This window comes from Enhygromyxa salina (genome assembly GCF_002994635.1).
GTDB lineage: Bacteria > Myxococcota_A > Polyangia > Nannocystales > Nannocystaceae > Plesiocystis > Plesiocystis salina_B.
The window spans coordinates 13,673-39,829 of record NZ_PVNL01000045.1 but is presented as its reverse complement, the minus strand read 5'-3'; the positions used below and the strand labels follow the sequence as shown (position 1 = coordinate 39,829).

At 70.2% G+C, this 26,157-nt stretch carries 25 protein-coding genes and 2 pseudogenes; 19 read left to right on the top strand and 8 right to left on the bottom strand.

Translation table 11 applies throughout. From position 1 onward, the window contains the following. Positions 1-40: 40 nt before the first annotated feature. Together ENSA7_RS11255 and ENSA7_RS11250 are read left to right on the top strand one after the other, a co-directional pair. The gene (locus ENSA7_RS11255) at positions 41-1,411 is read left to right on the top strand and encodes a sensor histidine kinase (RefSeq protein WP_106089257.1); all 1,371 of its coding nucleotides are present in this window, start codon (positions 41-43) and stop codon (positions 1,409-1,411) included. Then, positions 1,408-2,769 (top strand): sensor histidine kinase, encoded by a 1,362-nt coding sequence (locus ENSA7_RS11250; protein ID WP_106089256.1) that lies wholly within the window; start codon positions 1,408-1,410, stop codon positions 2,767-2,769. The genes ENSA7_RS11255 and ENSA7_RS11250 overlap by 4 nt, the downstream gene beginning before the upstream one ends. Here ENSA7_RS11250 and ENSA7_RS11245 read toward each other — a convergent pair. Then, positions 2,693-3,337: a response regulator gene (locus ENSA7_RS11245; RefSeq protein WP_181233641.1), complete on the bottom strand. Its 645-nt coding sequence runs from the start codon at positions 3,335-3,337 to the stop codon at positions 2,693-2,695. The two genes, ENSA7_RS11250 and ENSA7_RS11245, sit on opposite strands and share 77 nt — an antisense overlap. 197 nt (positions 3,338-3,534) lie before the next feature. On the opposite strand from ENSA7_RS11245, the gene ENSA7_RS11240 reads away from it, so the two are divergent. Both ENSA7_RS11240 and ENSA7_RS11235 read left to right on the top strand, forming a co-directional pair. After that, complete coding sequence (locus ENSA7_RS11240) at positions 3,535-4,413, top strand: TlpA family protein disulfide reductase (RefSeq protein WP_146157579.1); 879 nt, start codon at positions 3,535-3,537, stop codon at positions 4,411-4,413. Positions 4,414-4,448: 35 nt separating this feature from the next. Beyond that, complete coding sequence (locus ENSA7_RS11235; protein ID WP_106089253.1) at positions 4,449-5,690, top strand: hypothetical protein; 1,242 nt, start codon at positions 4,449-4,451, stop codon at positions 5,688-5,690. Here ENSA7_RS11235 and ENSA7_RS11230 read toward each other — a convergent pair. Next, complete coding sequence (locus ENSA7_RS11230; protein ID WP_106089252.1) at positions 5,623-7,407, bottom strand: NAD(P)/FAD-dependent oxidoreductase; 1,785 nt, start codon at positions 7,405-7,407, stop codon at positions 5,623-5,625. The genes ENSA7_RS11235 and ENSA7_RS11230 overlap by 68 nt on opposite strands. A 38-nt stretch (positions 7,408-7,445) precedes the next feature. Between ENSA7_RS11230 and ENSA7_RS11225 the strand changes: the two genes are divergently transcribed. From ENSA7_RS11225 to ENSA7_RS11200, 6 genes are all read left to right on the top strand, one after another. Beyond that, positions 7,446-9,374 carry a beta-ketoacyl synthase N-terminal-like domain-containing protein gene (locus tag ENSA7_RS11225; RefSeq protein WP_106089251.1) on the top strand — a complete coding sequence of 643 codons (1,929 nt, stop codon included), beginning with the start codon at positions 7,446-7,448 and terminating at the stop codon, positions 9,372-9,374. Positions 9,375-9,426: 52 nt separating this feature from the next. Further along, on the top strand, positions 9,427-10,824 hold the full coding sequence (locus tag ENSA7_RS11220; protein WP_106089250.1) for a phosphopantetheine-binding protein: 1,398 nt from the start codon (positions 9,427-9,429) through the stop codon (positions 10,822-10,824). Continuing rightward, positions 10,802-11,569, top strand: a complete 768-nt coding sequence (locus ENSA7_RS11215; RefSeq protein WP_106089249.1) for an SDR family NAD(P)-dependent oxidoreductase — start codon at positions 10,802-10,804, stop codon at positions 11,567-11,569. The genes ENSA7_RS11220 and ENSA7_RS11215 overlap by 23 nt, the downstream gene beginning before the upstream one ends. After that, entirely contained in the window at positions 11,536-12,498 is a 963-nt protein-coding gene (locus ENSA7_RS11210) for an ACP S-malonyltransferase (RefSeq protein ID WP_181233640.1), read from the top strand. Before ENSA7_RS11215 ends, ENSA7_RS11210 begins: the two co-directional genes overlap by 34 nt. Then, positions 12,495-12,995, top strand: coding sequence for a 3-hydroxyacyl-ACP dehydratase FabZ family protein (locus tag ENSA7_RS11205; RefSeq protein WP_106089247.1), 501 nt, complete (start codon positions 12,495-12,497; stop codon positions 12,993-12,995). Before ENSA7_RS11210 ends, ENSA7_RS11205 begins: the two co-directional genes overlap by 4 nt. Positions 12,996-13,110: 115 nt before the next feature. After that, a complete protein-coding gene (locus ENSA7_RS11200) occupies positions 13,111-14,022 on the top strand; it encodes a hypothetical protein (protein WP_106089246.1) in 912 nt (303 codons plus the stop codon). An 86-nt stretch (positions 14,023-14,108) separates the two neighbouring features. On the opposite strand, the gene ENSA7_RS11195 is transcribed toward ENSA7_RS11200, so the two are convergent. From ENSA7_RS11195 to ENSA7_RS11180, 5 genes and pseudogenes are all read right to left on the bottom strand, one after another. Continuing rightward, positions 14,109-14,423, bottom strand: a complete 315-nt coding sequence (locus ENSA7_RS11195; RefSeq protein WP_244923774.1) for a YchJ family protein — start codon at positions 14,421-14,423, stop codon at positions 14,109-14,111. Positions 14,424-14,462: 39 nt separating this feature from the next. After that, positions 14,463-14,534, bottom strand: a pseudogene (locus ENSA7_RS46120) (SEC-C metal-binding domain-containing protein); the annotation flags it as partial. 7 nt (positions 14,535-14,541) lie between these two features. Continuing rightward, the gene (locus tag ENSA7_RS11190; protein ID WP_106089244.1) at positions 14,542-15,939 is read right to left on the bottom strand and encodes a Vgb family protein; all 1,398 of its coding nucleotides are present in this window, start codon (positions 15,937-15,939) and stop codon (positions 14,542-14,544) included. A gap of 42 nt (positions 15,940-15,981) precedes the next feature. Continuing rightward, positions 15,982-16,458, bottom strand: coding sequence for a nucleoside deaminase (locus ENSA7_RS11185; protein WP_181233639.1), 477 nt, complete (start codon positions 16,456-16,458; stop codon positions 15,982-15,984). Next, the gene (locus ENSA7_RS11180) at positions 16,455-17,156 is read right to left on the bottom strand and encodes a hypothetical protein (protein ID WP_106089242.1); all 702 of its coding nucleotides are present in this window, start codon (positions 17,154-17,156) and stop codon (positions 16,455-16,457) included. The genes ENSA7_RS11185 and ENSA7_RS11180 overlap by 4 nt, the downstream gene beginning before the upstream one ends. Before the next feature lie 152 nt (positions 17,157-17,308). On the opposite strand from ENSA7_RS11180, the gene ENSA7_RS42215 reads away from it, so the two are divergent. The 4 genes from ENSA7_RS42215 to ENSA7_RS11155 all read left to right on the top strand — a co-directional run bounded on the left by ENSA7_RS42215 (position 17,309) and on the right by ENSA7_RS11155 (position 22,004). Then, positions 17,309-18,457 carry a hypothetical protein gene (locus ENSA7_RS42215; RefSeq protein ID WP_146157577.1) on the top strand — a complete coding sequence of 383 codons (1,149 nt, stop codon included), beginning with the start codon at positions 17,309-17,311 and terminating at the stop codon, positions 18,455-18,457. A 373-nt stretch (positions 18,458-18,830) separates the two neighbouring features. Then, entirely contained in the window at positions 18,831-19,784 is a 954-nt protein-coding gene (locus tag ENSA7_RS11165; protein WP_106089239.1) for a hypothetical protein, read from the top strand. Then, entirely contained in the window at positions 19,785-20,945 is a 1,161-nt protein-coding gene (locus ENSA7_RS11160; protein ID WP_106089238.1) for a DUF2169 family type VI secretion system accessory protein, read from the top strand. A 9-nt stretch (positions 20,946-20,954) separates the two neighbouring features. Next, positions 20,955-22,004 (top strand): hypothetical protein, encoded by a 1,050-nt coding sequence (locus ENSA7_RS11155; protein WP_146157576.1) that lies wholly within the window; start codon positions 20,955-20,957, stop codon positions 22,002-22,004. A 14-nt stretch (positions 22,005-22,018) separates the two neighbouring features. Here the strand turns inward: ENSA7_RS11155 and ENSA7_RS11150 are convergent, their stop codons facing one another. After that, the gene (locus ENSA7_RS11150; protein ID WP_106089236.1) at positions 22,019-22,801 is read right to left on the bottom strand and encodes a nucleotidyltransferase domain-containing protein; all 783 of its coding nucleotides are present in this window, start codon (positions 22,799-22,801) and stop codon (positions 22,019-22,021) included. 97 nt (positions 22,802-22,898) lie between these two features. Here ENSA7_RS11150 and ENSA7_RS11145 point away from each other — a divergent pair, with 97 nt between their 5' ends. From ENSA7_RS11145 to ENSA7_RS11125, 5 genes and pseudogenes are all read left to right on the top strand, one after another. After that, positions 22,899-23,462, top strand: coding sequence for a hypothetical protein (locus tag ENSA7_RS11145; protein ID WP_106089235.1), 564 nt, complete (start codon positions 22,899-22,901; stop codon positions 23,460-23,462). A 36-nt stretch (positions 23,463-23,498) separates the two neighbouring features. After that, on the top strand, positions 23,499-24,275 hold the full coding sequence (locus ENSA7_RS11140; RefSeq protein WP_106089234.1) for a sulfite exporter TauE/SafE family protein: 777 nt from the start codon (positions 23,499-23,501) through the stop codon (positions 24,273-24,275). Positions 24,276-24,311: 36 nt separating this feature from the next. Beyond that, positions 24,312-24,749 (top strand): SRPBCC domain-containing protein, encoded by a 438-nt coding sequence (locus tag ENSA7_RS11135; protein ID WP_181233638.1) that lies wholly within the window; start codon positions 24,312-24,314, stop codon positions 24,747-24,749. A 44-nt stretch (positions 24,750-24,793) separates the two neighbouring features. Next, positions 24,794-25,789 (top strand): archaemetzincin, encoded by a 996-nt coding sequence (locus ENSA7_RS11130; protein WP_106089230.1) that lies wholly within the window; start codon positions 24,794-24,796, stop codon positions 25,787-25,789. 45 nt (positions 25,790-25,834) lie between these two features. Next, positions 25,835-26,101, top strand: a pseudogene (locus tag ENSA7_RS11125) (IS1380 family transposase); the annotation flags it as partial. Positions 26,102-26,157 lie beyond the last annotated feature (56 nt).

The following is a 26,157-nucleotide window of genomic DNA, read 5'->3' as shown; positions in this document are numbered from 1 at the left end:
TGGCGACCTCCATTTGCCGGCCCGTACAATTCGCGTTTTCATGGCGAAGATGTCCCCCACCCGCGACGCGGCGCCCCCCGACGCCAGCGAGCCACTGCGCGACGGTCTCGTGGGCTTCGAGCGCCGGGCGAGGGAGCTGTCGGCCACCAACGTGGCGACCATCGCGGGCTGCTCGGCGCTCGCGCTGTTGCTGTTCTGGCCGACGGACCTGCTGGTGGTCGGGGCCGATCGACAGGGCCTGATCCGGTTTGCCTGCTACCGCCTGCTCGCGGTCGGCTGCTGCGTGTTGCTGGCCTGGTTGGTCGCGCGGGTCCCCGTCGTGCGCCGATCCCCGGCGGCCGCTCTGAGCGTCGGGGCCTTCGCCGCGACGGCCCTGACTTTGATCAGCCTCGGGCCCTACGCCGCGCTCGATCGCGGCTGGATGGACCTCGGCTACCTGCTCCCGCTCGCGACGTGTGCGTTGTTGGTTCCCCTGGGTCGCCGGGTCATGATCACCGCGGGCCTGAGCGCGGGCGGGATCGGCCTGTACGTCGCGCTCAACCCCGAGGTGATCGGCCGCGAGTTCGCGTGGGTCAACCTCTTGGTCGCGGGTCTCGCCGTCGGCTTGAGCGTCTATCTCGGCCACACCTTGACCCGCCTGCTCGAGCGCACGCACGCGTCCGCGCAGGCGCTCGAGGCCACCAATCGCGGGTTGGAAGCGCGGATCACTCGACGTCAGGCCGAGCTCCGGGCCGGCTACTACGACATCGTCGGCACTCGTGAGGACGAGCGCCTGCGCCTCGCTCGCGAGCTCCATGACGCGACCGGGCAGGTGTTGACGGGGCTGCGCCTCGGCATCGGCCTTTTGCGCCGCGAGGTCGACACGGGTCCCTCGGCCGCGCGCCTCGCTCGGCTCGACGCCATGCTCGACGAGCTGTTCACGGCGATCCACGAGATCGTCCGCGACCTCCGGCCGAGCGGCCTCGACGATCTCGGGCTCCTGCCTGCGCTCGCCGGGCTGGCCGCGAGCACGCCCGCGAGCGTCCGCCTGACGATCGACGGCGAGCGCTGGGACCCGAGCCTCGCGTCGCTCGAGCGCGCGGGCCCGTGCGCGGGCCTGAGCTCGGCCGCGCGGATCGGCCTGTATCGAATCGCGCAGGCCTCGCTCGGCCTGTTCGTCCGGTTCGAGTCCACAGCGGGGCTGGCGATCGAGCTCGACACCATGGGCGCGGGCCTGGCGGTCCGGGTCACGGCCGAGGGGGTGCTGCCCGACCCGCAGTCCGAGTCGCGCGACGGCATCCTGGTCAGCGACGAGCTCGCCGAGATCATCGAGCGGGCTCGGATGCTCGGCGCGCGCGTGGAGCTTCGCCGCGAGGCACCTGCGGCGATCGCTGTCGAGGCCCCCCTGCCGCCGCGGGAGCCGAGCGCATGAGGGAGTCCTGGGCATCCTGGCGCGCGGCTCTCGTCGCGTCGCAGCCAGCTGGGCGCGACGCGGACGCGTTCGCGGAGCGCTCGCGCGCGAGCACGCTCCGCAACCTTCGCCACGGCGCCGTGGTGCTCGCGACAGCGATCGTGCTGGCGTGGCCCCTCGACCTGCTGCTCGACTCGCAAGCCGCTCGCAGCCTCGCGCTGTTTCGCCTGTTCTGCCCGGCCCTGGCGGTCGTCTACGGGCTCGGGTTCGCCAAGATCGACGCGCTGCGACGACGCCCCGACCTGGCGTTCTCCGGGATCGTGCTCGTGACGATCGTCGGCTGCGCCTGCAATGCCGAGCGCGCGGGCCTCGACCTCCCGTGGATCGATCACTGCTACCTGCTGCCCTTCGTCACGGTCTTGAGCCTCTCGGGGTTTCGACGGCGCCTGACCTTGACCGCCGCGGTCACGGGCGCGTTCGTGCTGAGCTACTTCGTGCTGTTCCCGGGTGAGCGGGCCTCGCCTGACACCTGGTCGTTCGTGCTCACGATGATCGTCGCCTCGCTGGTCAGCGTCACGATCGGTCACATCGTGTGGACCCTGTCGTGGCGGCAGTTCACGCTCGCGCGGGATCTCGAGCGCGCGAAGCTGGGGCTCGAGCAGCAGGTGATGTGGCAGACCCGCGAGCTCGACGCCCTGACCGAGCGCGCGACGGCGCTGCACGCCGCGGAGCGCCGCCGGGTCGCCGACGTGCTCGGGGGCCGGACCGAGCGCCTCGTCGAGCACATGCGCGCAGAGCTCGACGCGATGGAGTCGCGCGCCGCCGGGGCGCCCACGCTCGAGCGGGTCGTGCGACTGACCGAGGACCTGCGCGCGAGCACCCGCGGGATCGTCTCCAACCTCTGGCGCGAGCCGACCCCCGGCGGGGATCTGGCCGCGAGCCTCGAGCAGCTGGTCGCGACCATGCGTCCGCTGCCGACGACCGAGCTGGACGCCGAGATCGATCCCAAGCTCGTCGACGTGGATCCACGGGTCGCTCGGGCGGCCTATCGCGTGGCCCAAGAGGCGCTGACCAACGCGATCCGCCACGCGTCCGCGTCGCGCATCGTCGTTCGGGCCGCGACCGTGGGGCCGGGCATGGTCCTGGAGATCTGCGACGACGGGATCGGGATCGGGCTCGGGCGGACGTCGGACCCAGCCCCCGCCCCGGGCAGCGGGCACGGCTTGCTGTCGATGCGCGAGCGAGCGCGGGATCTGGGCGCGACGCTCGACATCGAGTCGCTCGCAGCCGGGGGCACCCGCGTCAGTCTGGCGCTGGCGGATCGCGGACGACCACGCCCGTCCGCAGCGCAGCTTGGACCAGCTCCGTCGTCGAGCTGACCCGAAACTTGCCCTTGATCCGCTTGAGGTGAGTGCTGACCGTGCTCGCGCTGATACACAAGGTCGCGGCGATATCCGAGGTTCGGACGCCGTCGGCGATGAGCTCGAGGATCTGTAGCTCGCGGTCGCTCAGGCTCGGTGCGAGCGCGTCGCCCGAGCGCGGATCGAGGAATTGCTCGGCGATCGGCTGGGTGACGTAGCGAAGCCCCTGGTACGCCCGGGAGATCGCCGCGAGCAACTCATCGGTCGACCGGCTCTTCGAGAGGTAGGCGGCGGCGCCCATCTGCAGCACTCGGGCGCCATACTGCTCCTCGGGGTACATGGAATAGACGACCGTGCGGATGTCGGGTCGGAGGCCCTGGATCTGCCGCAGGATCTCGAGGCCGCCGCCCCCGGGCATCGAGAGATCGAGGACCAGCACGTCCCACTGCCCGTCGCGAACTTTTGCGAGCAACTCGCGAGTTTCGCCCGCCGCGCCCGCGTAGACCATGCCCGGCGTGGCCTCGAGGACCAGCGCGAGGCCCTCTCGCACGACCGCATGATCATCGGCAACGAACACGCGGATCATGGGCTTGGCTCGCGCGGTTGGGGCCTTGGTCGCATACCGTCGCGGGGCAGACATATCAGCCCGGGATCCCCGGGTCCAGGGCCGTTGTGCTGGCGCCCTCCTGCAGGTGGGCGCCAGCACAATAGGGTGTTGTCCTCATGCCACCCTCGTGTGCCGCCGCTCTCACATCGGGTGGTTTTCGCTACGCTGGGTTGGCGATGAGCGAACACCTACCGCAGCGATACACGTGGATGTTGTTGTTTCTCACGCTTGGATGCGACGCCCAGGCTGGTGACGGGGTCGGCAGCGATGCGGCTACCGAGGACACCAGCAGCGACACGACAGGCGGGCCAGCCGGGCCATCCGACGCTGACCAGGACGGCCTGACCGACGAACAGGAGGCGGAGCACGGGACCGATCCCCACAACGTGGACACCGACGCAGACGGCTACTGGGACAGCTGGGAGCTGACCGAAGGGACCGACCCGCTCGACTACGACAGCCGCATCTACACCGGGTTTTGGCCGTACAACCCGGACAAGGACGCGCTCGACCCAGGCAGCTGGGACGCGGCCGGCATCGACGTTGGCGCACGAGTCCCGCGTGAGGCGTTCCTCGACCGTCACGGTGAGCTGGTCGACCTCTATGACTTCACGAACTACGTCAACGCGGACGATCAGCGGGCGTACGTGATGTTCGACCTCTCGGCGCAGTGGTGTGGGCCGTGCCACGCTGTCGCAGACTGGCTGTGGGGCGAGTACGAGTTTGCGCTCGGCTACTTCGATCCCTACTACCCCACCGTGCGCGAGAAGGTCGCCAGGCGGCGCGTCTGGTGGATTACCTTCTTGGTGCAGAACAACGACGGCGAGCCGGCTGCGTGGGCGGATGTGGCGGTTTGGTACGACCAGCACCCCGATGACAAGATCCCGTTGCTCGTCGACCCGGACGGGCTGATCTTTAGCCACTACCGCGGCTCGGGGTTTCCACACTTCATGCTGATCGGCCCGGAGATGCTGGTCAAGTACCGCCCGGGTCCAGACGACCAGACCAGCAGCAACCCGTATCCCCCGGTTGGGGTGGTCGACGAGTATCTGTAGCCTGTCCGCTGGCCAGGCATGGCATGCTCGCGGGGATGGCCGGCATCTCGATCGATCGACGAAACTTCTTGTTGCAAGGTGGCCTGACGGTGGTCGGTGCGGCCTCGACCGGGTGCGCGGCGTCGTCGACCTCGAGCGCTGGGTCGAGCGCGGGCCCGGGCGGGCGTCGTGGTCGTGAGCTCGATCGGCTCGAGGCGCTGCTCGAAGGCACGAAGGAGTTTCGCTATCACGCCGACTACCAGGGCCTGGGCGCCAAGACGGGGCACGCCCCGGCGATGGTTCGCTACCACGACATGCAGCTGCAAGAGCACCTGCGCACGATGCTGGTCGCGGGCGCGGCCCACGAGTTCGGCCGCGACGATCCAGACCTGCGCAAGATCATTCGACGGACCGCCGTCGACATCGACGCGTCGGTGCTCGGCTCGCTCTCGCAGGTCGAGACCATGGCCGAGGGCAACAACGACGACCTCTTGCAGGTCCTGCGCGACAAGCCGCGGCTGCCCATGGAGGTCTGCGACATCTTCGAGCAGCTCAGCGAGAGCGTGGGCACGCCGCTGGCCTCCCGCGATCGCCTGCGTCGGACCGCCAAGCAGCTCAGCTGGCGACTCGAGCGGCAAGACCCAGGGCTGGTGATGGCCGAGTTTGCGACCCGCTCGAATCGCTTGCTGGCGCGGGCCGCCGAGGGGCCGCCCGTGCTGCCCGACGAGCCCGGTGACGAAGCTGGGCCGGCGCTCGGGCAGCCGGGTGACCCGACGACCCAGGCGCCCTCGGTGCCAGCTTCGAGCGAGCCGGCGGTCGGTGAGAGCGAGCAGCCACCGCCCAGCAGCACTGACACCGAGGGCGTGCTGCCGACCTACGATCGCGCCGGTCCGCCCGTGGTCATGGCGGGCGAGTTCATTGCGACGGCGCCGATCGAGTACTTCATTGGCCAGTGGGCCCACGTCAAGATCAGGAACATCGACGCCGACGTGTACTTCGTGCGGTCGTCCAACGGCGCAGAGGTGGTGCTGAACACGACCCGCGCGCGGCGACTGGTCGTGAACCGCCGGGATGTACAAAAGGCCGCGCCGCCGCCGTGGTCGGTCGCGCAGCGGGCCCGCGCCGAGCGAACCCGCCGCGCCGGCGGCGTGATGTTGGGGATCGGGATCGCGCTGATCATCGTGGGCGCAGCGGCGGCGCCGTTCACCCTTGGGATCGGAGCAATTCCGATTACGCCGGGGATCGGTCTGCTGGTGACGGGGATCGTGTATCTGGCTCGAGTACCAAAGGTGAGCTGAGCGAACCCTGCCCCGACATCCCGCGCCGGGTCGCGCTCACGCGTTGCTCGGCGGTCTCCGTGTCGTGTGGGGTTGGCTCGCGCAGGATCAGGCCGTCGGCGGCCCAGGCCCGGGGCTCGAGGCTGATCGCGTGGGCGTCGATCCTGCCGTCGGGGAGCGTGAGGCCGAGGTCGGCGGCGGCGTCCAGGAAAGTAGCGATCGCCTGATCCTCGAGCAGCCGCAGGTTGTCTCGCAGCAATTGGTGCCAGCGCGCGGGTGGGTCGCTCGGGTCCATGTCGCCGAGCCGCGCGAAGCAGCTGGCAACCGGCGGCAGGTGGGCGAGGTTGACCGACGGGACCTCGTGGCCGGCTCGACCCGCGCGCGCCCGCCAGCTCGAGAATAGCTGCTGCATGCGGCGGTTGAGCCGGACCACCCGCGCGGCGATCTGGATGTGATCGGCGAGCGGCTGGGCCTGCGCAAACGTCCCCGACATGATCAGCGGCGCGAGGTAGCCCAGGTAAGTAGCGATGTCCCAGGTGATCTTGTGGGTGGCAATTCGCGGGGCGTCGAGCAGGCGGTAGGCGTCCGCGTAGACGCTGAGCAGCTGCCGGGCGACCTGGGCGAACACGACGTTGCGCTGCTCGCAGATCGGCGCGAGCGGGCGAGCCTGGGCGTCGTCGAGCACCGTGGCGACGATCAGCTCGTTGGCGATCGCCAGCAGATCGAAGCCCGAAGAATACAGCGGGTCGAGGTGGGCGGCCGCCTCACCACAGACGGCAAACCGCCGCGGCGACACGACCACCCGCGACACGTGGGCCTCGACATCGCCGAAGTGGGGTCCGTCGATCCACGCGCTGCGGGCGATCGTGGCCGCCAGCTGGGGCTCGCGCTCGGCGAGCCAGCGGTTGAGCGTGGCCGCGTCGCTGATCGGGTCGAGCACCCCGCCGCCGGCCCGCGCGACCACCCCGATCGAGGTGATCTGCGGATCCACGGGGATCATCCAGATCGAGTAGCCCGGCCCGATCAAGTGGACCGTGCTGCGCCAGCGCAGGTCGGGCTCGATCCGATCGCCAAACTCGGGGCGGGCGGTCCAGCGCTCGGGATCGATCCGCCCGGCGACCCAGCCATGCGCGACGCGGACCCGATGCGCGAGCGGGCGACGCAGCTGCTGGGGCCGGGTCAACAGCCCCGCGCGACCGCTGGCGTCGATCAGCCAGCGCGCGTGGATCGTGCGGGCGCGGCCGCTGGCCTGGTCGCGCAGCTCGACGCGGTGGCGTTCGTTGGTCGTGGCCAGCGTGATCTCGCCGACCAGGGTGCCCGGCCACATGGTCACGCCAGCGGCTTCGTTGAGCCGGGTCAGCATGTGCTCGAGCCGGCCGCGGTGCAGCTGGTAGGCCGGCGGTCGCAGGCCCCGGCGGAACCGGGCGGCGTGCTGCGGGCCCAGCTCGAGCCGGTCACCCACGTCGTCGTTGTTGCCTGCGCTGAAGAAGAAGCGCAGGCCGAACTTCATCTCGTGCTCGGCGAGCAGCCGATCGTGCAGGCCCAGGCGCTGGCCCAGGTACCACGCGCCGGCCTCGACCGTGGACTCGCCGAGCTTGAGCGTGGTCGCAGGGATCGGCAGCGCGCCGCGATCGATCACGACGATCGGGCCGGTCACGCCAGCTCGTCGCAGGTGCCGAGCCAGGCACTGGGCGGCCAGACCTCCGCCGAGGATCGCAACCTCGAAGCTATCCGCCATGCAGATCGACTGCTAACATCCAAGCCCTGCGCGCGTCCATGACGAGAGTGTGGATCACCGGTGCGGGCATCGTGTGTGGTGCCGGCGGTTCCGCTGCGGAGGTCTGGGCGGCGATGTGCTCCGGGGTGACCGCGATCGGTCCGGTGCGGCGGTTCTCGGTGCCGCCCGGGCGCAACGCCTGGGTCGCGAGCGCGGCGATCGAGCCGACGCTGAAGCACACGGTCGCGCCGGATCAGAGCGCGGCGCAGCTGTGTCTGGCCATGGCCCGGCACGCGGCGGGGCAGGCCGCAGCTGACCTGGTGCCGAGCGGTCGGGCCGAGACCGCGCTGGTGTGGGCGTCGAACGTCGAAGATCACCACATGCTGATGGCCGAGCTCGCGGCCACGCTCGCCGACGAGCTCGGGCTGGATGGGCCACGGTTGGGGGTGTCGGTCGCCTGCGCGAGCGCGACCTTGGCGGTGGGGATCGGGGCGCGGCTGGTCGCGAGCGGCGACGCGGCGCGGGTCCTCGTCGTCGCCAGCGACGTGATCACGCCGCGCGTGATCGCTGGCTTCGATCAGCTCGGGCTCCTCGCCGAGACGCCCTGCGTGCCGTTCTCGAGCTTGATCGGGACCAGCCTGGGCGAGGGGGCCGGGGCGCTGCTGCTCGAGTCCTCGCCGGGTCCGAGCGGGCAGGGCGAGGGCCTGCGGGTGTCGGGGTGGGGCAGCGCCAACGATGCTCATCACCCGACCCAGCCGCACCCAGGCGGCGACGGGGTCGCGCGCGCGCTCGAGTCGGCGCTGGCGCTGGCGGGCTGTGATCCCAGCTTGGTCGCGCACGTCAGCGCGCATGGAACCGGGACCGCCGCCAACGACGGCGCCGAGTGGGTCGGTCTCTCGCGCGCGCTGGCGGGGCAGGGCGTGGCCGTGTCGTCGCTCAAGTCGTTGGTTGGCCATACCCAGGGCGCGTGCGGGCTGGTCGAGCTGGTCGCGAGCCTGATCGCGCTCGAGCACGACGCTCACCCGCCGACGATCGGCTTCACGCAGCCGCGGCCCGGCGCGCCACCGGATGTCGTGGGGCCGCGACCGCGGGTGGGCGGGCCGCGTACGCTCGTCAGCGTCAACGCGGGGTTTGGGGGCTCGAACGCGGCGCTGGTCGTGACCCGCGAGCCTGCGATGGCGGACAGCGAGCTGGCGCGGCGCGAGGTCTATATCTGTGGGGCCGCCGTCGTCGATCCTACCCAAGTTGCGAGCTTGGATCTGTGCCGGGCCGTTCGCGGTGTGGATCTGCGCCCGCTCGGGACCTGGACCGTGGCCCTGTGCGTCGCGCTTGGTGAGGCCCTGCGCGCGGCCGGCCTGCGACCGTCGCGGCGCGATCCAACCGGTCTGTTCGTGGGGCAGGCCCAGGTGTCGCTCGCTCAGACCCAGCTGCTCGCGACCGAGTACGCCCGCGAGGGGCTCTACGGCGCGAGCGCCAACATCTTCACGGAGACCTTTCTGGGGCACCCGGCGTCGGCCTGTGCTTCGGCGCTGGGACTGCGTGGTCCGTTTGGCGTGACCACGGAGGGTCGGTGCGCGGGGCTGGTCGCGCTGGTCCACGCGGTCGAGGCCGCGCGAGAGGGCGCCGCGCGGACGATGCTGGCGGGGGAGCTGTGCGGGGATCTCGAGCACGCTCACGCGGTCGGCTTGGCGCTCGACGTGGCTCCGCGGGCGGGTCGAGTGGTTCGGGTCGTCGCGCACGCGCTCGCGCCAGCCACCGCCGGGGACCAGGCGCGGCGACAGGTGCTCGAGCGCGCGGGCTGGGACGCCGCCTCGGTCGAGCCGAGCCTGTACACCGGGCACGAGCAACCGCCGCTGAGCCAAGCCGCGGTCGCGCGGGCCTGCTCCGCGATCCGTGCAGGGGAGATCGAGCGGGCGCTGATCGTGGATCAGCATCGCGGCGCGCTGGCGTGTGCGATCGCGTTGGAGGCCCATGACGTGTCGAGCTGACGCGTAATCCAGCAGCCGGTCGCGCGCGTGTGTGCGATGGTGTCGCTGGCCCATGACCGCGAGCGAGCAAGAGATCATCACGCTGCGTCACGAGATCCTCGACGAGCTTCGGGCGATCCTGATCGAGCGATTGCGGGTGACGCTGCCGCCCGAGCAGCTCGATCCAGACACCATCTTGTTTGGGTCAGGGCTGGCGCTCGACTCGGTCGACGCCGTCGATCTCGCGGTCGAGATCGAGCGGCGACGCCGGGTCCGTGTGGGTGACACGCCAGAGAGTCGGCAGGCCCTGCGCACGCTCGGGACCTTGGTGGAGGTGCTGCTCGACCACGCGCTGGCCAGCGCCGACGGTGGCGAAGCCGAGCCGCCCACCCCGCTGCGCTTTGCGGCCGATGATCCCTCCCCGCTGGCGCGCGACTGCGAGGCGCTGCGGCGTCGCGTTGGGCTGATCTGTGCACCGGATCTCCGCCGCGTTCGCGTGCAGGGGCCGGCGGCCTTCGACCTGATCGATCGCCTGAGCTCGCGCGACGTGTTCATTCGCAGCGGGCAGATCCTGCACACCTTGTTCCTGGATCCGCGCGGCCACGCCTGGGCCGACGTACACGCGGCCGCCGACGATGACGACTTCGTGCTGTTCGTCGAAGGTCCGAGTCGGACCGAGCTCCTCGACTACCTGCGCGACGCGATCACGCCCGGTGAGTCGGTGGAGATCCTCGATCTCGAAGACACCCACGCATGCCTGGATCTGAGCGGTCCGTTCGCCTGGGAGCTGATGGACCGGCTGGTCGGGCCCGAGGTGCTCGGGATCCCGTACCTGAATTTCTTCGACCTGCCCGAGCTCGGCGGGCTCGCGTTTCGCATGGGCAAGACCGGCGAGTACGCCTACCAACTGTTGATCCCGCGCGCGCAGGCCAGCGCGGCCGAGCAGCGCCTGCGCGAGCTTGGTGAGGGGTTCGAGCTGCGCGAGGTCAGCGACGCGGCGATCGATCTGTGCGCGATCGAGACGGGGTTCTTCTGCGCCCGGGAGAGCGCGCTGCGGGGGCGCTCGCCGCTCGAGCTGCAGCTGCAGTGTCGGATCTCGGACACCCGCGAGGTCCCCGGAATGGCCGCGCTGCGAGCCGCCCGAGCGCGCGGGGAGCCGGTTCATCAGATCCGCTGGTTCGTGGCCGACAACGCGCAGACGCCAGCGGCAGGCGCAGCGTTATGGCGCGAGGGCACCCGGGTCGGCGAGGTCTTGCTCGCGCATCGATCGGCGGCCGTGGGCGCCCACGTTGGGATCGCGCTGCTCGAGCTCGCGTGGTCCGAGCCAGGCTTGTCGCTGACAGACGCGAGCGGTCAGCCGCTGCTCGCCACCGCCGTCGCGCCGCTGGTCCGCAGCTCGAGCTTGTCCGTGGATCCCCAGCGCCACACCTTTGCCACGCGAGAGGCCGATGGGCTCATCGACCTGGTCTGAGCCCCCGCTGGCCGGACGCACGGCCCTGGTCACCGGCGCGTCGCGCGGGCTGGGTGCCGCGATCGCCACGCGGCTCGCCCACGACGGCGCGCACGTGGTCGTGGGCTACCGCCGCCGGGCCGAGGACGCGCAGCGGGTGCTCGACACGATCCTCGCGGCCGGCGGCTCGGGCGAGTGTGTGGCGATCGAGATCACCGACGCCGCCGCGGTCCAGGCGATCGTCGACGAGCTCGTGACCCGGCGCGGGAGCATCGAGATCCTGGTCAACAACGCGGGCGTGGCCCGCGACGAGCTGTTTGCGATGTCGAGCGCCGACAGCTGGCGCGAGTCGCTGGCCCACAACCTCGATGGCACCGCGAACTGCTGCCGCGCGGTCGTGCGTCCAATGCTGGCCGCCGGGCGCGGGACGATCGTCAACGTCTCGTCGGTCACCGTGCAGCGCGGGCGCCCGGCCCGGGCCGCGTACACGGCCGCCAAGGGTGGGATCGAGGCGCTGACGCGGGCGCTGGCGTTGGAGCTGATCCCTCGCGGCGTGCGGGTCAACGCGGTGGTGCCCGGCATGTTCGACGCGGGCATGTTCAAGCGCATGCGTCGGGATCTGGTCGAGCAGTGGGCCGCCCACATTCCCGCGGGTCGGCCGGGGCAGGCCGAGGAGCTGGCCGCGGCCGTCGCGTTCCTGGTCAGCGACGCGAGCAGCTACGTGGTGGGTCAGTGCCTGATCGTCGACGGGGGTCTGTCGCTGTGATCGCCGTGCTGTTCGCCGGGCACGGGGCCGAGCATCCGGGCATGGGTGGCGACTTGGTTGGGCCAGCGTCGCCGCTCGTCGAGCTCGCGGCGGCGCTCGGTGGGTTCGATGCCAGCAAGCTGCTACGCCGCGGCGGGCCCGGCCTGCATCACACGCAGGTGGTTCAGCCGCTGCTGACCGCGGTCAATTTGACGATCCTCGCGACCCTGGCCGAGCGCGGGGTGGCGTGGCAGCTGTGTCTGGGGCACTCGCTGGGTGAGCTGGCGGCCTGGTCGGCGAGCGGGGCGATCACGGCGAGCGAGGCTGTCACGCTCGCCGCGCGGCGCGGGGCGATCCTCGCCGAGCTCGCGCGGGCGCGTCCTGGCGGGATGCTGGCGCTGCGGCTGGAGGTTGGGGCGGATGACAGCGCTGTGCTCGACGCCGCGCTCGCGCTCGGGCGAGCGCATGGGGTCGTCGATGTGGCTGTTCACAACGCTCCTGGTCAGTGGGTGTTGTCGGGCGAGCGGGCGGCGCTGGGGGTGATCGCGGGTCGCGTGGGCGGGACCTTCGTGGCCACCGACGGGGCCTGGCACAGCCGCCTGATGGCCGACGGCGTGGACGCGTTTCGGGCCGCCGTCGAAGCGGCGGCCGCCACCGCCCGGCCGCGCACGATCGGGATTGTTGCCAACCAAGACGGCCGTCTGTGCAGGCCGAATGACGACTTTGTCGCCCCCTTCGTCGCGCAGATGACAGGGACCGTGCGCTGGTCCGCGTGCCTGCGCACGCTGGCTGAGCTCGAGGTTGGCGACGTCGTGCTCGTGGGCCCAAGCAAGACGCTCGCCGGGTTGCTGCGGGCGAACCTGGGCGCACAGATCGACGCTGGGCAATTGCGGATCCACCGGGTCGAGAGCCGCCGAGAGCTGGACGCCGCGGTCGAGGCGCTCGCATGAATTTGCTGGCTGCGCCGCTCGAGCGTTCGGGTATCGAGGTGCTGTTGCCCCATCGATCGCCGATCCTGCTGGTCGATCGCGTGACCGCCTTCCACGGGCCGCCGCGGTCCGAGCTCCGGGCCAGCTTTCGAGTGGCGGCGGACCACCCGATCCTCGCGGGCCACTTTCCGGGTCGGCCGATCTGGCCGGGGGTGTTGACGATCGAGGGACTGGCCCAGACCGCGAACCTGCTCGGGGTGCTGTTGCCGCTGATCGGTGAGGACGGGGCGTTGACGGTGGACCTGGCGGCGGCGCGCGAGCCTGAAGCCGTCGCGCATCGGGGTTTGCTCGCGTCCGTCGAGGTCAAGCTGCTGCACGTGGTCGAGCCTGGAGACCTGCTCGAGTACGCGGCGCGGCTGGTCGGAGGGCGCGGGCCGGTTCATCGCGTCGAGGTCAGCGCTGCGGTTGGTCGGCGGGTGGTCGCGCGCGGCTCGATCGCGGTGGCGGTCGAGTCGTAGGGCAGATCTTTGGTTGCGCGACCCAGTCGACAGCCTCGCGGGTGGCGACCGAGGTCAAGAGCCCCACTCGCTCCACCTTTTTGGCCTTCCGCCTCCCTGGGGATAGGCTCTCGCCATGCTGCTCGAGGCCCTGACCTCTCAAGCTACGGCGACCTACATCGACGAGGAACTCGACCCCGCGCACATCAGGCTGCTCCGTATGATGACGGTTAAACTGACCGGCGGAGTTCAAGGCGGTGTCTTCACTGGCAGCGGCGTCGTGTTCCTCACCAAAGGTCCCGACGTCTACATCCTCACGGCAAAGCACAATCTCCACGTCGCAGGGAAGGGTACGGGCAAATCTGGGGAAGCCCTCGAGAAGTACTTCAAGCAGAAAATCTCCGTGGAGCTGCGCAAACACGCTGGCGGCGTCTGTACTGCGACCATCGCCAGCATTCGCTACCCCGACGAGACCGTCGAAGATCAACACTACGACGTCTGCTTGCTCAAATGCTCGGACTTGTCGTTCGCTACACAGGTAAATGCCCACGTCGATCGAAGCAAAGGTATATCCTGGCTGTTCACCTCACCTTCATGGCAGCGCCAGGCACTTGATGGCGGCCGACCTCTGTTCGAAACATTCGAGGAAGACGACGCCCAAGAGATGCTCGCCAACGGCTGGGGCTTCTCTCCACGCAAAAACTACAAGCTGCTGCAGTTCGGCTACGGCAAGATCGCCGATTCGGCGATGGCCGGCTACGAATTTCGCGAGCGGATGGTCGATGTCGCCGCGGTCAACGCCACCTCGAACTATATCGCCACGACCGACGAGGGCTACGAGCAGGTCTTCAGCTTCCCCTCCACACCCACGGACACCGCACTCGAGGGAGACTCCGGTGGACCTATCTTCGCCATCGACTCGACGGGTACACGCTCCTTTCTGGTCGGTGTCCACCTTGGGGCCAACTACTATTCCGACCAAACCAACGACGGGGCAACAGAGAACAACAGCTTCACCGTGCTCACGCGGGAGCGCTTGTTCGGCTAGCCGCGCAAGTCGGTGACCTCGAGGCGCTGCCCGGCCTCGACTTCGCGTGCCAAGCCGACCGCGGTTGAATCCGCCCGTAGACGCGCTCAGCCCGAGCCCGCGACCTCACCACACACATACAGCCACCGCCCATTCCGGCGCACGAAGCGACTACGCTCGCCAAACGAGACGTCCTCCCCGTCGCGGGACAGCCTGGCAAAGAACAGCACCTCCGCGTGCTCTTCATCGATCTGCGCAACCTCCCGCACCTCCAGCTTCTCAAACCGCGTCCGCACCGAGAACGCCCGGATCTCCTCCGCCCACACGTCGCGATCATCACGGGCCAGCGGACCTTCGGGATCCGTAGTCGCAACAACATAGTCAACCGCCCCAACCACATAAGCCGAGTAACGAGACCGCATCAACGCCTCAGCCCCACCCGCCGGGTGGCCCTGGTGCAGGCGCCGACAGCAGCGCTTGAAGGTGCGCCCGCTGCCACACGGACAGGCAGCGGCCGGGGATCGCGGCGGCATACTCCCGCTACCCCTGAGGAAACGCGACGTTCTTGAGCCCAGCGCCGGTCATGTCGGAGTAGGTGTAGGCTCCGTTGAGGCCGTCGTAGGACTGGAACATGTGGGTGTCCGGATCAACACGATACGCGCTGCTGGCCATGTTCACGATCCACACGTAGCCATAAAAGTCGATGCTCACCCCCTTGGTCACGCCCGCGTTCGGCAGCGGGATGAAGTCCAGAATCTCGAGGGTGTTGACGTCGATCGAGGTCACGCCCGAGCCCTGACCGCCGTAGGTGCCAACCCACACGCGCCCGTCGCTGTCGGCCTGCATGCCGAGCCCGGTCACGTTGACGACGTCCCAGGTCTCGCTGTCGGGGGTGAAGCGGGCGGTGCCGCCCGAGTAGCCGGCGACCCAGGCGTGGCCCTCGCTGTCGACGGTCATGCCGTAGGGCGACAGACCGTTGGGAACGGGCCAGGTCGTGAGCACCAGCGTGTCGTTGTCGACGCGGCTGAGCGTGGGCGGGCTGCCGCTGCCGTGGGTCGAGAACCAAAAATTATCCTCGCCGTCGACGGCCCCGCCGTACGCACCCCACGAGCCCAGGTCGACGTTGGGGGCCGGGACCGTGTCTTCGATCGCGCCGGTCTCCCCGTCGAGCCGGTGGATCTGCATGGAGTTGGCCTGCCCGAGCAGCGCGGTCTGGGTCCACAGCTTTTGGTCGACCCACGTGCAGCTGCCCTGATCAAACACGCCGGCCGTCCACGCGACTGGCCGGTTGGCGAGGTTCTGCCCGACAAACTCCGTGTACCAGGCCCGACACTCCTCGAGATCCCACGCGACGACGTCGTTCTTGCCGGTCGAGGTCTGGATGTCCGGCATGCCGTTTTGCTCGGCGCAGTCATCCAGGCGCGCGAGGAATTTGCTGATCCCACCATCGCGGCTGGCAACCGCGACGTCGCCCGAGAGGTTGACGGAGGTGCGCGACGGTCGACCCGCGTGATCGGGTCGCGTGATGTAGCGAGCCTCTTCCACGAGGGTCTCGGTGTTGATCTTGCTGAGCGTGCCCTCGGAGCTGTTGGCGACCCAGATGTACGAGAACTCGACGTCCTCGCCGCCGCCCATGCCCATGCAGCCTTCGCCGCCGGTCTCATCGGGGAGCGGCGCCATGTCGAACTTGACCCCGGGATCGCCGTCGCCGTCGCCGTCGCCGGGATCGCCATCGCCGTCACCCGGGTCGCCGTCGCCATCGCCGTCGCCGGGATCACCGTCGCCGGGATCGCCGTCGCCATCTCCGTCGCCGCTTTGATCGTTGCTGCCAGAGGTCTCGGGGACGGTCGAGCTCTGGGTGTCGGCGTCGCTGCCCACGTCGTCGCCACAACCGGCCAGCACCAGGGCGCCCGCGACCGCAAGTCGTTCAATCCACATGCGGGCGAGGCTACCACGATGACCGCGATCGCAACCGCGCGATCAGGTCGGTGCGCGTCCGCAGGGGAGCTTCGCGAACGCGCGATCCGTGCGCTGATAGAGCGGGTCGCAGGTGATCGGATCCAGCGGACCGCACCACCCCGGACCGCCGTTGGGCCCGTAGTAGGGCGGCAGGTGGGGGCGGATGAAGCCGGCTCCGCCGCGCTGATCGATCGCGCCAAACACCACGCGCCCGACACCGTGCAACAAGCACGCGCCAAAGCACATCAAGCAGGGCTCGAGGGTGGTGACCACGACCATCTCGGCGGCGCGCGGCCACAGCTCGATCGCGACCCGCGAGAGCGCCTGCATCTCGGCGTGGCGACCTGGATGATAGGGCGGGCCCGGGACCTCGGACGCGCCCTCGGCGATGACGCGGCCGTCCAGCGCGATCACGGCTCCGACCGGCAGGCCACCGCGCGCCTCGTTGGCCAGCGCGAGCTCGACCGCGCGCGCGAGGAGCTGACAATCGTCGCTCACTTCACGATCTCGAGCTTGGCGAGGGGCGGATCGAGCAGCGTCACCTGGTAGTCGTGGCCGACCTCGATCTCGATCAGCCCGGCCGGCTGCCAGGGGGAGTCGATCGCCTTGCGCAGCTCGATGCGGTAGCCGCCGGGCCGGATCTTGACGGTCTTGTCGCTGTCGAGCTCGAGCACCCGGCCGCCGAGCTTGACCTCGACCCGCTGGTAGTGCTTGAGGATCAGCGTCACGCTCACGCGTGGGCCCGTGTACTTGCCGCTGCCCGAGCCGCCGCCCGCCTGACCCGACCCGTTGGACGCGCCCGCGCCCGAGCCGGCTTGCCCGCCGCGCCCGGCGTCGCGCGGCTCGATCTCCGGGACGGGCTCGAGGCCCTCGAGCACGCGATCGTCTGACTCGACCGCGGCCGGCTTGGCGAGCGGGTCGACCTCGGGGGTGAGCTCGGCGCCGGCGAACGCAGGCCCGGCTGGGGGCTCGTCGACCTCGGGCTTGGCCTTGGCCACCGCGGGCTCGGGCTCGGGCTCGGTCTCATCGTCGCCCTGTCCCCACCAGCCCAGCCCGTAGCCGACGCCAAACACCACGAAGCCGAGCGCCGCGATCAGCAGGGCCCCGATCGCGACGATCGCGGCGATCGGGGGAGCGCTCGAGGTCGAGCCCGGATCGGGCGGGGGCAGCCCGGGTGCCAGCAGGTCGTCATTCATGGGTTTCGCGCATGGGATGCTTGGGTTGGCGCCGGCTGTCAACCGCTCGCGCGGTATCGCGCTGCTGTCCAAAGGATCAAAGACGCCGACAACTCGGCTCCGGATGTCGCATTGGTTGACGGCGGAGGGTCGTCGGGTCTAACCGATAGGGGGTGGGCATCTACGTGATCGTCGGCGCCAGCTTGCTCGGGGCGGCGTCGTGCGTGTTGATCGCGTGGTCGCTGTGGTCGCGCGCTCGACCGCGGCGACCGAAGTCGCGCCCGACCGGCGGGTACGCGCCCGTGATCCCCGAGCAGCCCCAGGTCGACGACGGCTACGGCGACGAGGATGAGCCGAGCACCCAGTTCATCTCGGAGGCCGAGCTGTTCGGGAGCGACGCGGGCCCATCGAAGCCACGGCGCACCGAGTTCATGAGCTCGTCGTCGAGCACGTCCTCGCCCAAGCGCACGCTGTTGCTCAGCGAGCCCACCGATCAACTGCCGGAGCCCGGCATGCGCACGGAGTTCTTGTCGGCGTCCGAGCTGTTTCCCGAGGCCGAGCCGAAGACGCAATTCCTGAGCTCGGAGGAGCTGTTCGGTGAGGATGACGATGGCGACGACGAGCAGGAGGTCCCGACGCAATTCCTGACTAGCGAAGAGCTGTTTGGTGCTCAGGGGGGCGGTGGAGCGGGGGCGGCTGCGAGTCGGGCAGGGCGGACCGAGGCGACTGTCGTGCTGGCTCCGGGCGCGGAGCTTCCGGGAGTTTCGGCTTCGAGTGAGGGGGCGAGCCCGAGTCGCGCGCCCGCGCCCGCGCCTGCGCCCGAGTATTTGGATCGGCCGCCCGTGCACCGGATGCCCGTCGCGCCTCCTGGTCACGTCGCGGGTCCGCCGCTGGTGCGTCCGGTCGCCGCCCCGGTCCCCACGCCGCGGCCGCCCGCGTCGGTTGCCACGCCGCGACCGTCCGCGTCCGCGCCCACGCCCACGCCGTGGCGGTCCGCGCCCACTCCCGCTCCCGCTCCCGCAGCCACGCAAGTGCCACCGTCGCGGTTGCCCGCGGGGGTGGGCTCGTCGCCGATACGCGCGCCCGTCCGACCGGCGCCGGCGCGGCCCGCCGCCGCCGTCGTGCCTCAGGCTCCGGCGCCGGCGGTTCAGCCCCCGTCGCAGGGTTACGTCGGCTTCGTTGGGGCCCCGCTCGACGACGATGACGACGATGATGATGACGAGGACTTCGACGGGGACGACCCCGAGACCGAGATGGTCCACCAGGCCGAGCTGCTGCGGTTGATGACCCCGTTTCAGCCAAAGCCCCCGGGGGAGTCTTAGGGTTCACCGATGATATGAAGCGCGGTTGTCCGGTCAGGACGGATTGCGGGAATTGACGCACTTCGAGCGGCAGTCTCGGCAGTGGATTTCGCCGTTCGGTATCTGTACCGATGGAAGCGATTCTCATGAGGGCTCCACTAATGTTTCTTGGGCCGCGATCCCCTGCCCGAAGGTCCCGTCACCTCATACTCGTCCAGTGTTGAACGGATGAGCAAGATCCCCTTGGGCGCTGGCCGGGACTCGTGGATGTAGCTGTTCATCCGTTCAATACTATACGAATATGAGGTGACAGGACCTTCGGGCAGGGCGTCGTCCGGGCAGGGCGTCGTCGACACCGGTGATGTTTGGGCGCTACCATGCCCCCACAGTCGCTATGCCGAACTTGGAGGGAGAGGTCGCGGAGCTCTACTCCGCCTACGTCGGCGAGCTAACCACAGCGATCAACGACCTCGAGCCCTGGTGGGCGCGGCTCCTCGCCACGCTCGGCCGCAAGGCCACGAAGCTGCGCTGGCCGGCCGGCGTGGCCTCGCACCCGCAGGTCCTGGCGATCTACCGCGACTACCACCACCGCTTCTCCGCGCTGGCGTCAGCCCCGCGCGGCGGACCACCACCGCGCTTCGACGACGACGCGAGCTGGGGCAGCGAGGCCGAGGGCCCCCCCGAGCTGCTGATCCCACCCGCGCCCGAGCGCCTGCTGATCGAGCGCCTCTCCATCGAGGCACCCGCGCTCCACGCCAAGCTCGCGTATCTGGTGATGTCGCCGGTCGGCGTGACCCCGGAGCCGCGGCCGAGCATGCGGACCCTCCAGATCGTCGAGGCGGAGACCCACCGACCCCAGGCGTTCGACTTCGAGGGGCGTCACGGGACCCAGCGCGGGCTCGAGCGACTGCTCGGCGCGGGCTTCGATCTCCGGCCGCGGGTGTACGAGCCCGTCGCCCTCGAGCACGCCAGCGAGTTCCACGGGCTCGCGTACAACTCGTACCTGCGGGCGCTCGGACGCGCCCTCGCTCAGGCCGAGCGCTGGTGGGCGCGGGAGCTCGGCGACCATCAGCAGCGCGGCGCGAGCCCCGAGCAAGCGCGCGAGCGTGCCTACGCGACCCACGTCGTCGGGCCCGTCGGCCACCCGCAGGTGATCGGCGTGATCCAGGCCTACTGGGCGCTGTGCCACGAGATCAACGCGGCGCTGATCGAGGTCGAGCGCCACGTCGCCCCCGAGCAGATGCTGCTGGGTTGGCTGCGAGACGAGCGTCACCAGACCTGGGTCGACGCGCTCACGGCCATGCCCTACTGGCCGGTGGGGCTCGACCGCGCAGGAAGGTGGAGCTAGGTGTCGACGATCTCCAGGCTGGACAACCGCACGCCGTTCGCGGCCACGCACCTGCTGACGCCCGACGGGCACGGCGGAGAGGCGGTGCTGCTGGTGGTCAAGGCCACGTTCGAGATCGGCGACGACGGCCGCGTGCAGCTGTCCCCCGAGCCCGCGCCGATCCGCCTGTGTGACGAGTACGTCGGCGATCCCAAGCTGGGCCACCCGCTCGCGGACACCGACCTCGCGCTGTTCAAGCCGCGCGTGGACGTGGTGGTGGTCGGCGCCCAGGCCCACGCGCCGCGGGGGCGCCCGATCGACAAGCTGTTCGTGGAACTACACGTTGGCCACCCCGACGGCGTGCAGAGCAGCGAGGCGGCCCACGACGCCAGCCAGGCCCAGCTGATCAAGAGCTTGTTGGTCACGGGTGACCGGGTGTGGGTCGACGATCAACCCAGCGACCCGCTGCCGTTCGTGACCATGCCGCTCGGCTGGGAGCGAGCCTACGGCGGTACCGTTGCTGCGAACGGTGGATCACCCGAGCCCGAGCTCGATCTGGACGACCGCAACCCGCTGGGCATCGGCTGGGCCGGGGCGCGATCGAGTGATCCGGCGGTGCTCAGCGAGCTGCCCAACGTCGAGGATCCCGCGTCCAACATGGTCCGCCGCCAGACCGCCTGCGTGCCCGCGGGCTTCGGCGTGGTGTCGCGGGCGTGGCTGCCCCGGCGGGCGCTGTCGGGGACCTTCGACATCGCCTGGAAGCGCCGCCGCTGGCCGCTGCTGCCGCACGATCACGACCCTGCCTGCAACCAGTCGGTCGCCGAGGATCAGCAGCTCGAGCGCTTCGTCGGCGGCGAGCCGGTGCGGCTGGTCAACCTCACGCCCGACAGCGAGTGGCTGTTCAGGCTGCCGCACCTAAACTTGCCCGTGCACGCGATCCGGGCCGGGCAGCTCGAGCGCGTCGGCCTGCGGATCGACACGATCGAGATCGAGCCCGCGCGGCGGCGGCTGATCCTGACCGGTCGGCTCGCGCTCCCGGTCGAGCGGACCCAGGCGCCGCTCGAGGAGCTGGTGATCGGTCATGCGCCGCCGGGCTGGCTGCGCGCGCGAGCCAGCGGCAAGTGCTACGTGGAATTGCGTGGTGCGGATCAGGTCGCGGTCGGGCGCCCATACTTTTGGTGAGGTGTGATGGTGACGGACGCGAGCATGGACATCCTCGGGTATGGAGCGGTGACGGCCGTCGGGCTCACGGCGGCGCAGACCTGCGCGGCGATCCGATCAGGCATCAAGCGCTTCGCGCCGATCGAAGCGCAGATCCTCGACGACGACGAGCCGCAGATCGGCGCGCGGGTGTCCGCCGATCCACGCCTGCGCGCGGACCCGAGTCAGTGGCTGCTCAACCTGGCCGGGCGGGCGTTGGCCGAGTGTGTCGGCAAGCCGGCCGCGGGCGCCGAGCCGGCGCTGCTGTGGCTGGTCCCCGAGGATGAGCGTGGGCACCCGCTGAGCGCGGGCGTGGGCGACAGTGAGCTGCTCCGGCGGCTCGAGCTGCAGCTCGGCGTTGGGTTTGCGCCCTGCTCACGGGTGCTGCGAAGCGGCGCGGCGGGCTGCGTCGAGGCGCTGGGGATCGCCCGCGAGCTGCTGGACGCTGGCGCGGTCACGGGTGACGTGGGGTGTGTGATCGGGGGCGCAGACTCGCTGCTGCGCGACGCCGACCTGCGCGAGCTGGCCCGCGGAAACCGTCTGCTCGGCCCCAAGCAATCCCAGGGCCTGGTGCCGGGGGAGGGGGCGGCGTTCGTCCGGGTTGGACGCGCTGGCGCGAACCCAGGCGAGGACTCGCGCGAGCGCGTGGGCGTGCGTGGCATCGGCCTGGGCTACGAGCGCGCGACCGTGCGCGGGACCGAGTACTCCGTCGGCGAGGCGTTCACGTCGGCGCTCGAGACCGCGAGCCAGGACGCGGACATCCCCGAGGGCGAGATCGCGTTCATCGCCGGCAACTTCAACGGCGAGCGCTACGACGCGTGGGAGCACACGCACGCGCTGCTGCGGGGCTACAGGACCGCGCGCGAGCGGCTGCCCGTGCTGTGGCCATCTTCGTCGGTCGGGGAGATCGGCGTCGCGGGTGGGGTGCTGGCGTTGATCGTCGCGGCGGCAGCGATTGAAGGCGAGTACGCAGCGGGAACGACCGCGGCCGTGCAGGTGCGCTCGGACGCGGAGCTGCGCGGCGTCGTGATTTTGCGTTAGACCGAGGCGTCGAGTCAGGATCCAAAGCCCTCGCGTCGGCGGGCGACCAGCCACGCCTCGATCTCGTCGACGTTGGTAGCCTGCTCGGGCAGCGGGCTGCGATCTCGGGCGGCGTCCAACCGCTCCTCGAGCTCGGGCCAGCGCGCCCGCAGCTCGGTCGCCAGCGGCTCGGGTGCGGGCTCCTTCTCCGCGCCCGCGATCTTGACCTCGGCCAGCTCGAGCACCTCGGCAAACCCGTACTCCGGCGCGAGGCTGGGCAGGTGGGCGACGAGCTCTCCGGTCTCGAGCAGGTGGATGCCGGTCAGGGCCACCCGGAACGTGTAGAGCAGGGACTTGGCCCGGGGCGGATCCTGCTTGAGGTGCTCGCGCCGCATGCCGTGGAGGTAGCCGCGATAGTGCCCGTGGCTGGCCCGGCTGCGCGCGCGCAACCCCAGGTCCTGAAGCTCGGCGACGAGCTGGCTCTCGACCAGCTGAAACGGCGTAGCGAGGCGCTCGTGGAGGTTGCCGTTGCCCTTGATCAGCAGCCGGAGCGCCTGCGACAGCTCGTTGGTGGTGAGGTCGCACTCGACCCCCTCGAAGTCCTCGAGCGCGTCGTGGTTGTCGCGGCCGGGAAACAACGACAGGATCTGCTCGGTCGGGGCCTGGTGGATGCCCTTGAGATCGATGTCGCTGTCGGCCGAAGAGAACCCGTAGTGGTGGCTGCCGGTCACGCCGCACAAGAGCAGCCGGCCTGGCGGCGGTCGCAGGGCCAGGTAGCGACGGCAGAGCTCGAGGTCCGGGGGATTCTGATCCGGCATCTCAGCTGATTAGCACGTCGGCGGGCCTGCCGCTGGACAGTCGATATCTCACCGCAGGTGACACTCGCCCGGCCTGGCGGTGTTGCGTCGATCAACCATGCGCGCCACCGCGATCCTCCTGCTGCTCAGCACCGCCGCGTTAGTCCTGACCCTCGCCTCGGCCTGTGACGTGGCCGAGCCGATCGACGAAGCCCCGCGCGAGATCGACACCGAACCGCGCCCGCTCGTGTTCGCCGAGGACTGGACGCCGACCGCGCCGCAGGACGATCCGCTCGCCGACCACCGCCCCGCCCAGACGATCTGCCCGCCCACCGCCTGGGGGGAGGAGTTCGGAACCCTCGAGGTCTCGACCAGCGGGTGCAACTACTTCAGCGTCGAGCAGCCGCTGGCCGAGCCGATCGAGGTTGGTGACCAGCTGCGTGTCCAGGTCTGGTGGCAGTCGCTGATCGCCCACCAGCCGGCCACCGGCCACCTCGCGCTGCTGATCGACGGCGCGCTGGTGTGGGAGACCCACGTCGAGATCCCGGGAGCCTCGGATGCCCAATCGATCCAGTTTGCGAGCACGGTCGCGGCCGAGCCGGGCGCGACCGTGACGTTTCACCTCCACAACCATGGCGCCAACACGTGGACGCTCGCCGACTTCGCCAAGCTCGGCGACTGACGAACTTGGCCGGGACCGGCTACTCTGCGCCCCCGCATGTCCCCGGCCCTGATCAGCGCGGTGCTCGGCGTCATCTTGATCGCGATGTTGCTGCGCGCCGTGTTCGGCTTCGGCGACGCGATGTTTGCGATCCCGCTGCTCGCGGCGCTGATCGGCCTCGAGCGCGGCGCCCCGGTGCTCGCGCTGGCAGGCACCGCGATCGCGCTGCTGCTGGTGCGTGAGCGGCCCAGCGCGATCGAGACCTGGACGGTGGCGCGGCTGCTGCTCGGCGCCGTCGCTGGGGTCCCGCTCGGGCTGTATGTACTGGTCGCGCTGCCACCCGTCTGGGCCCACCGGGGCCTCGCCGTGCTGTTGCTCGGTTTTGGTGCGTGGCGGCTGCTGTCGCCCGCGGGTCGGATCGCGCCTGAACCCGCGGTCACGGCCGAGCGAGCGGGCGCCCACGCGTGGATCCGCGACCTCGGGTTTGGCCTGGTCACCGGCGCGAGCTCGGCCGCGTTCGACATCGCTGGTCCGCCGCTGCTGGCCTACGCGGCGTTGCGCGGCTGGTCCAGCGAGACCCTGCGCATCAACTTTCAAGCGCTGTTTTTGCCCCTGGGTCTGGTCACGATCGCGGGCCACGGGCTGGCCGGGCTGTGGACCCACGAGGTGCTCATGCTCGCCGCCTTCGCGCTGCCGATGATGCTGCTGGGCTACGGGCTGGGGCCGCGCGTGCGCGCTCGGATTCAGGCTCGGTTTGGCGAGCACGCGGGCCAGCGCGTGCTGCTCGCGGCGATCCTGGGCCTGGGCGTGTTCGAGCTGGTCACCAATCTATAGCGGTGCCTGCGGGGCCTTTTCTTGCTACGCATCGGCGTGGCCAAGCTGTTTGCGACGCGCGTCGAGATCACCGCCAGCGCCGACCGGGTCTGGGCGATCCTCGAGGACCTCGACGCGTACCCGGACTGGAACCCGTTCACCCCGCGGATCGAGACGAGCTTCGTCGTCGGGGAGCCGATCGTGCTGCACGTCAGCTTTGACGGCGCCAAGCCGCGCAGGCAGGTCGAGATCCTGCGTCGCTGGGCGCCCGGCCAGGAGCTGCGCTGGGGCATGACGATCGGTCCGGCGTGGTTCTTTAGGGCCGAGCGAATTCAGCGGGTCGAGGTGCTCGGGGACCAGCGCAGTCGCTACGTCAGCGAGGACGCGTTCGCCGGGCTGCTCTCGCCGATCGTCGAGCTGTTGTTCGGTGGCAAGGTCCAGCGGGGCTTCGACCGGCTCGGGGCCGCGCTCAAGCGCCGGGCTGAGGCCGGCTGAGCTCGCCCGCGCGTGGGCACCGGGCGTGCGAGACTCGACCGGCGATGCGGCGGCGCGAGTTCTTGATCCTGGCGCTCGGAGTTGGCGCCTGCGAGCGGGCCAAGCCCGAGCTTGCGGCCCGCGACGATGCTCCCGAACTGCCGACCGCCGCGCCCGCGCCCGCGCCCGCGAGTCCGCTGGGATCCCTCGATGACATTCCAGCGGTGTTGCGGCCGGCGTTTAGTTTGACCGGTCATGCTCCGCCGCCGCGGAGCGTCACGGCTTCAGGTGAGCCGCCGCAGAGCTTCGCCGAGTTCCTGGCCGAGCACCCACCGCGGCCGCGGCCCGACGCGCGCACCATCGCGATCTTGCCGATCGGGGAGTACCCGCGCGGGTTCGTCGTCGAGTACGACGCCGTTCGATTGGTCCGCAGCCCCGAGCCCGAGCTGCTCGCCCGCTTCATCTCGGCGTGGTTTGGGTTGCCGACGACGATCCTGCCCGCGATGACGGACGAGCCGCTCGAGCGCTTGCCCGCGCGCGAGCTCGATGGACGCCGCCAGCTCGACGCGGCCGCGCTACTCGAGTGGGTACGCCAGCGTCGGCCCGCCGACGCGACCTGCGTGGTCGCCCTGACTCTCGAGGATCTCTACGCTGAGGACGCCGCGTGGGTGTTTGGCTACGCCTCGGTCGACAAGCGCGTGGGCGTGCACAGCATGCTTCGCTATGACCCTGGGTTCGACGACACGGAGGCTCGCGGGCCGGCGTTTGAAGCGACGATCCGCGCTCGAGCGCTGCGCGTGCTCGCCCACGAGGTCGCCCACATGTTTGGGCTGCGCCACTGCGTGCACTTCCACTGCTTGATGAACGCGACCGCTGGGATCGCGGACATCGATCGCGCGCCGCTGCACCTGTGCCCGGTGTGCCTGCGCAAGCTGTGGGTGGTCAGCGGGGTGTCGCTGGTCGAGCGCTGGCAACGGCTGGCGGAGCTGTGCGACGAATTAGAGCAGCCGCAGGAGTGCGCGTGGTTTGACGCGTGCCTGCGGCTGCTTGGAGTCGGGTGATCCGATCTCGGCGGCTAGCTCGCTAGCTTCAAGGTCCCCGAACTCCTCGACGAGCGCGTCGAGGTTTTCAGGCGTCACGTACCCTACCACGAGTCGGACCACGTCGTGTCGCAGGCGCTGATGCTCTACGCCGGGGGCACCTGTCTCGAGGACATGTCGCTCATCCAGCAGGACCCAGCGCTGCTGAAGATGCTCGGCGCTGTCCGAGCACCGGACCCGACCACTTCGGGTGACTTTCTGCGGCGCTTCGTCGCCACGGACAAACTCGAGGACCTGCGCGGTGCGATCGACGAGATTCAAGACCGCGTGTGGAACATCCAAACCGGCCGAAACTCGCCGCTGCGTGCAAGGACTGGCGGCCATTTCGA

Coding starts and splice junctions, on each gene's coding strand:
- ENSA7_RS11255 (WP_106089257.1), top strand. CDS start 41: ATGGCGAAGATGTCCCCCACCCGCGACGCGGCGCCCCCCGACGCCAGC.
- ENSA7_RS11140 (WP_106089234.1), top strand. CDS start 23,499: ATGTCCCCGGCCCTGATCAGCGCGGTGCTCGGCGTCATCTTGATCGCG.
- ENSA7_RS11165 (WP_106089239.1), top strand. CDS start 18,831: ATGCCGAACTTGGAGGGAGAGGTCGCGGAGCTCTACTCCGCCTACGTC.
- ENSA7_RS11205 (WP_106089247.1), top strand. CDS start 12,495: ATGAATTTGCTGGCTGCGCCGCTCGAGCGTTCGGGTATCGAGGTGCTG.
- ENSA7_RS11230 (WP_106089252.1), bottom strand. CDS start 7,407: ATGGCGGATAGCTTCGAGGTTGCGATCCTCGGCGGAGGTCTGGCCGCC.
- ENSA7_RS11190 (WP_106089244.1), bottom strand. CDS start 15,939: ATGTGGATTGAACGACTTGCGGTCGCGGGCGCCCTGGTGCTGGCCGGT.
- ENSA7_RS11215 (WP_106089249.1), top strand. CDS start 10,802: ATGGGCTCATCGACCTGGTCTGAGCCCCCGCTGGCCGGACGCACGGCC.
- ENSA7_RS11200 (WP_106089246.1), top strand. CDS start 13,111: ATGCTGCTCGAGGCCCTGACCTCTCAAGCTACGGCGACCTACATCGAC.
- ENSA7_RS11245 (WP_181233641.1), bottom strand. CDS start 3,337: ATGATCCGCGTGTTCGTTGCCGATGATCATGCGGTCGTGCGAGAGGGC.
- ENSA7_RS11250 (WP_106089256.1), top strand. CDS start 1,408: ATGAGGGAGTCCTGGGCATCCTGGCGCGCGGCTCTCGTCGCGTCGCAG.
- ENSA7_RS11130 (WP_106089230.1), top strand. CDS start 24,794: ATGCGGCGGCGCGAGTTCTTGATCCTGGCGCTCGGAGTTGGCGCCTGC.
- ENSA7_RS11150 (WP_106089236.1), bottom strand. CDS start 22,801: ATGCCGGATCAGAATCCCCCGGACCTCGAGCTCTGCCGTCGCTACCTG.
- ENSA7_RS11195 (WP_244923774.1), bottom strand. CDS start 14,423: ATGCGGTCTCGTTACTCGGCTTATGTGGTTGGGGCGGTTGACTATGTT.
- ENSA7_RS11220 (WP_106089250.1), top strand. CDS start 9,427: ATGACCGCGAGCGAGCAAGAGATCATCACGCTGCGTCACGAGATCCTC.
- ENSA7_RS11235 (WP_106089253.1), top strand. CDS start 4,449: ATGGCCGGCATCTCGATCGATCGACGAAACTTCTTGTTGCAAGGTGGC.
- ENSA7_RS11240 (WP_146157579.1), top strand. CDS start 3,535: ATGAGCGAACACCTACCGCAGCGATACACGTGGATGTTGTTGTTTCTC.
- ENSA7_RS11145 (WP_106089235.1), top strand. CDS start 22,899: ATGCGCGCCACCGCGATCCTCCTGCTGCTCAGCACCGCCGCGTTAGTC.
- ENSA7_RS11225 (WP_106089251.1), top strand. CDS start 7,446: ATGACGAGAGTGTGGATCACCGGTGCGGGCATCGTGTGTGGTGCCGGC.
- ENSA7_RS11180 (WP_106089242.1), bottom strand. CDS start 17,156: ATGAATGACGACCTGCTGGCACCCGGGCTGCCCCCGCCCGATCCGGGC.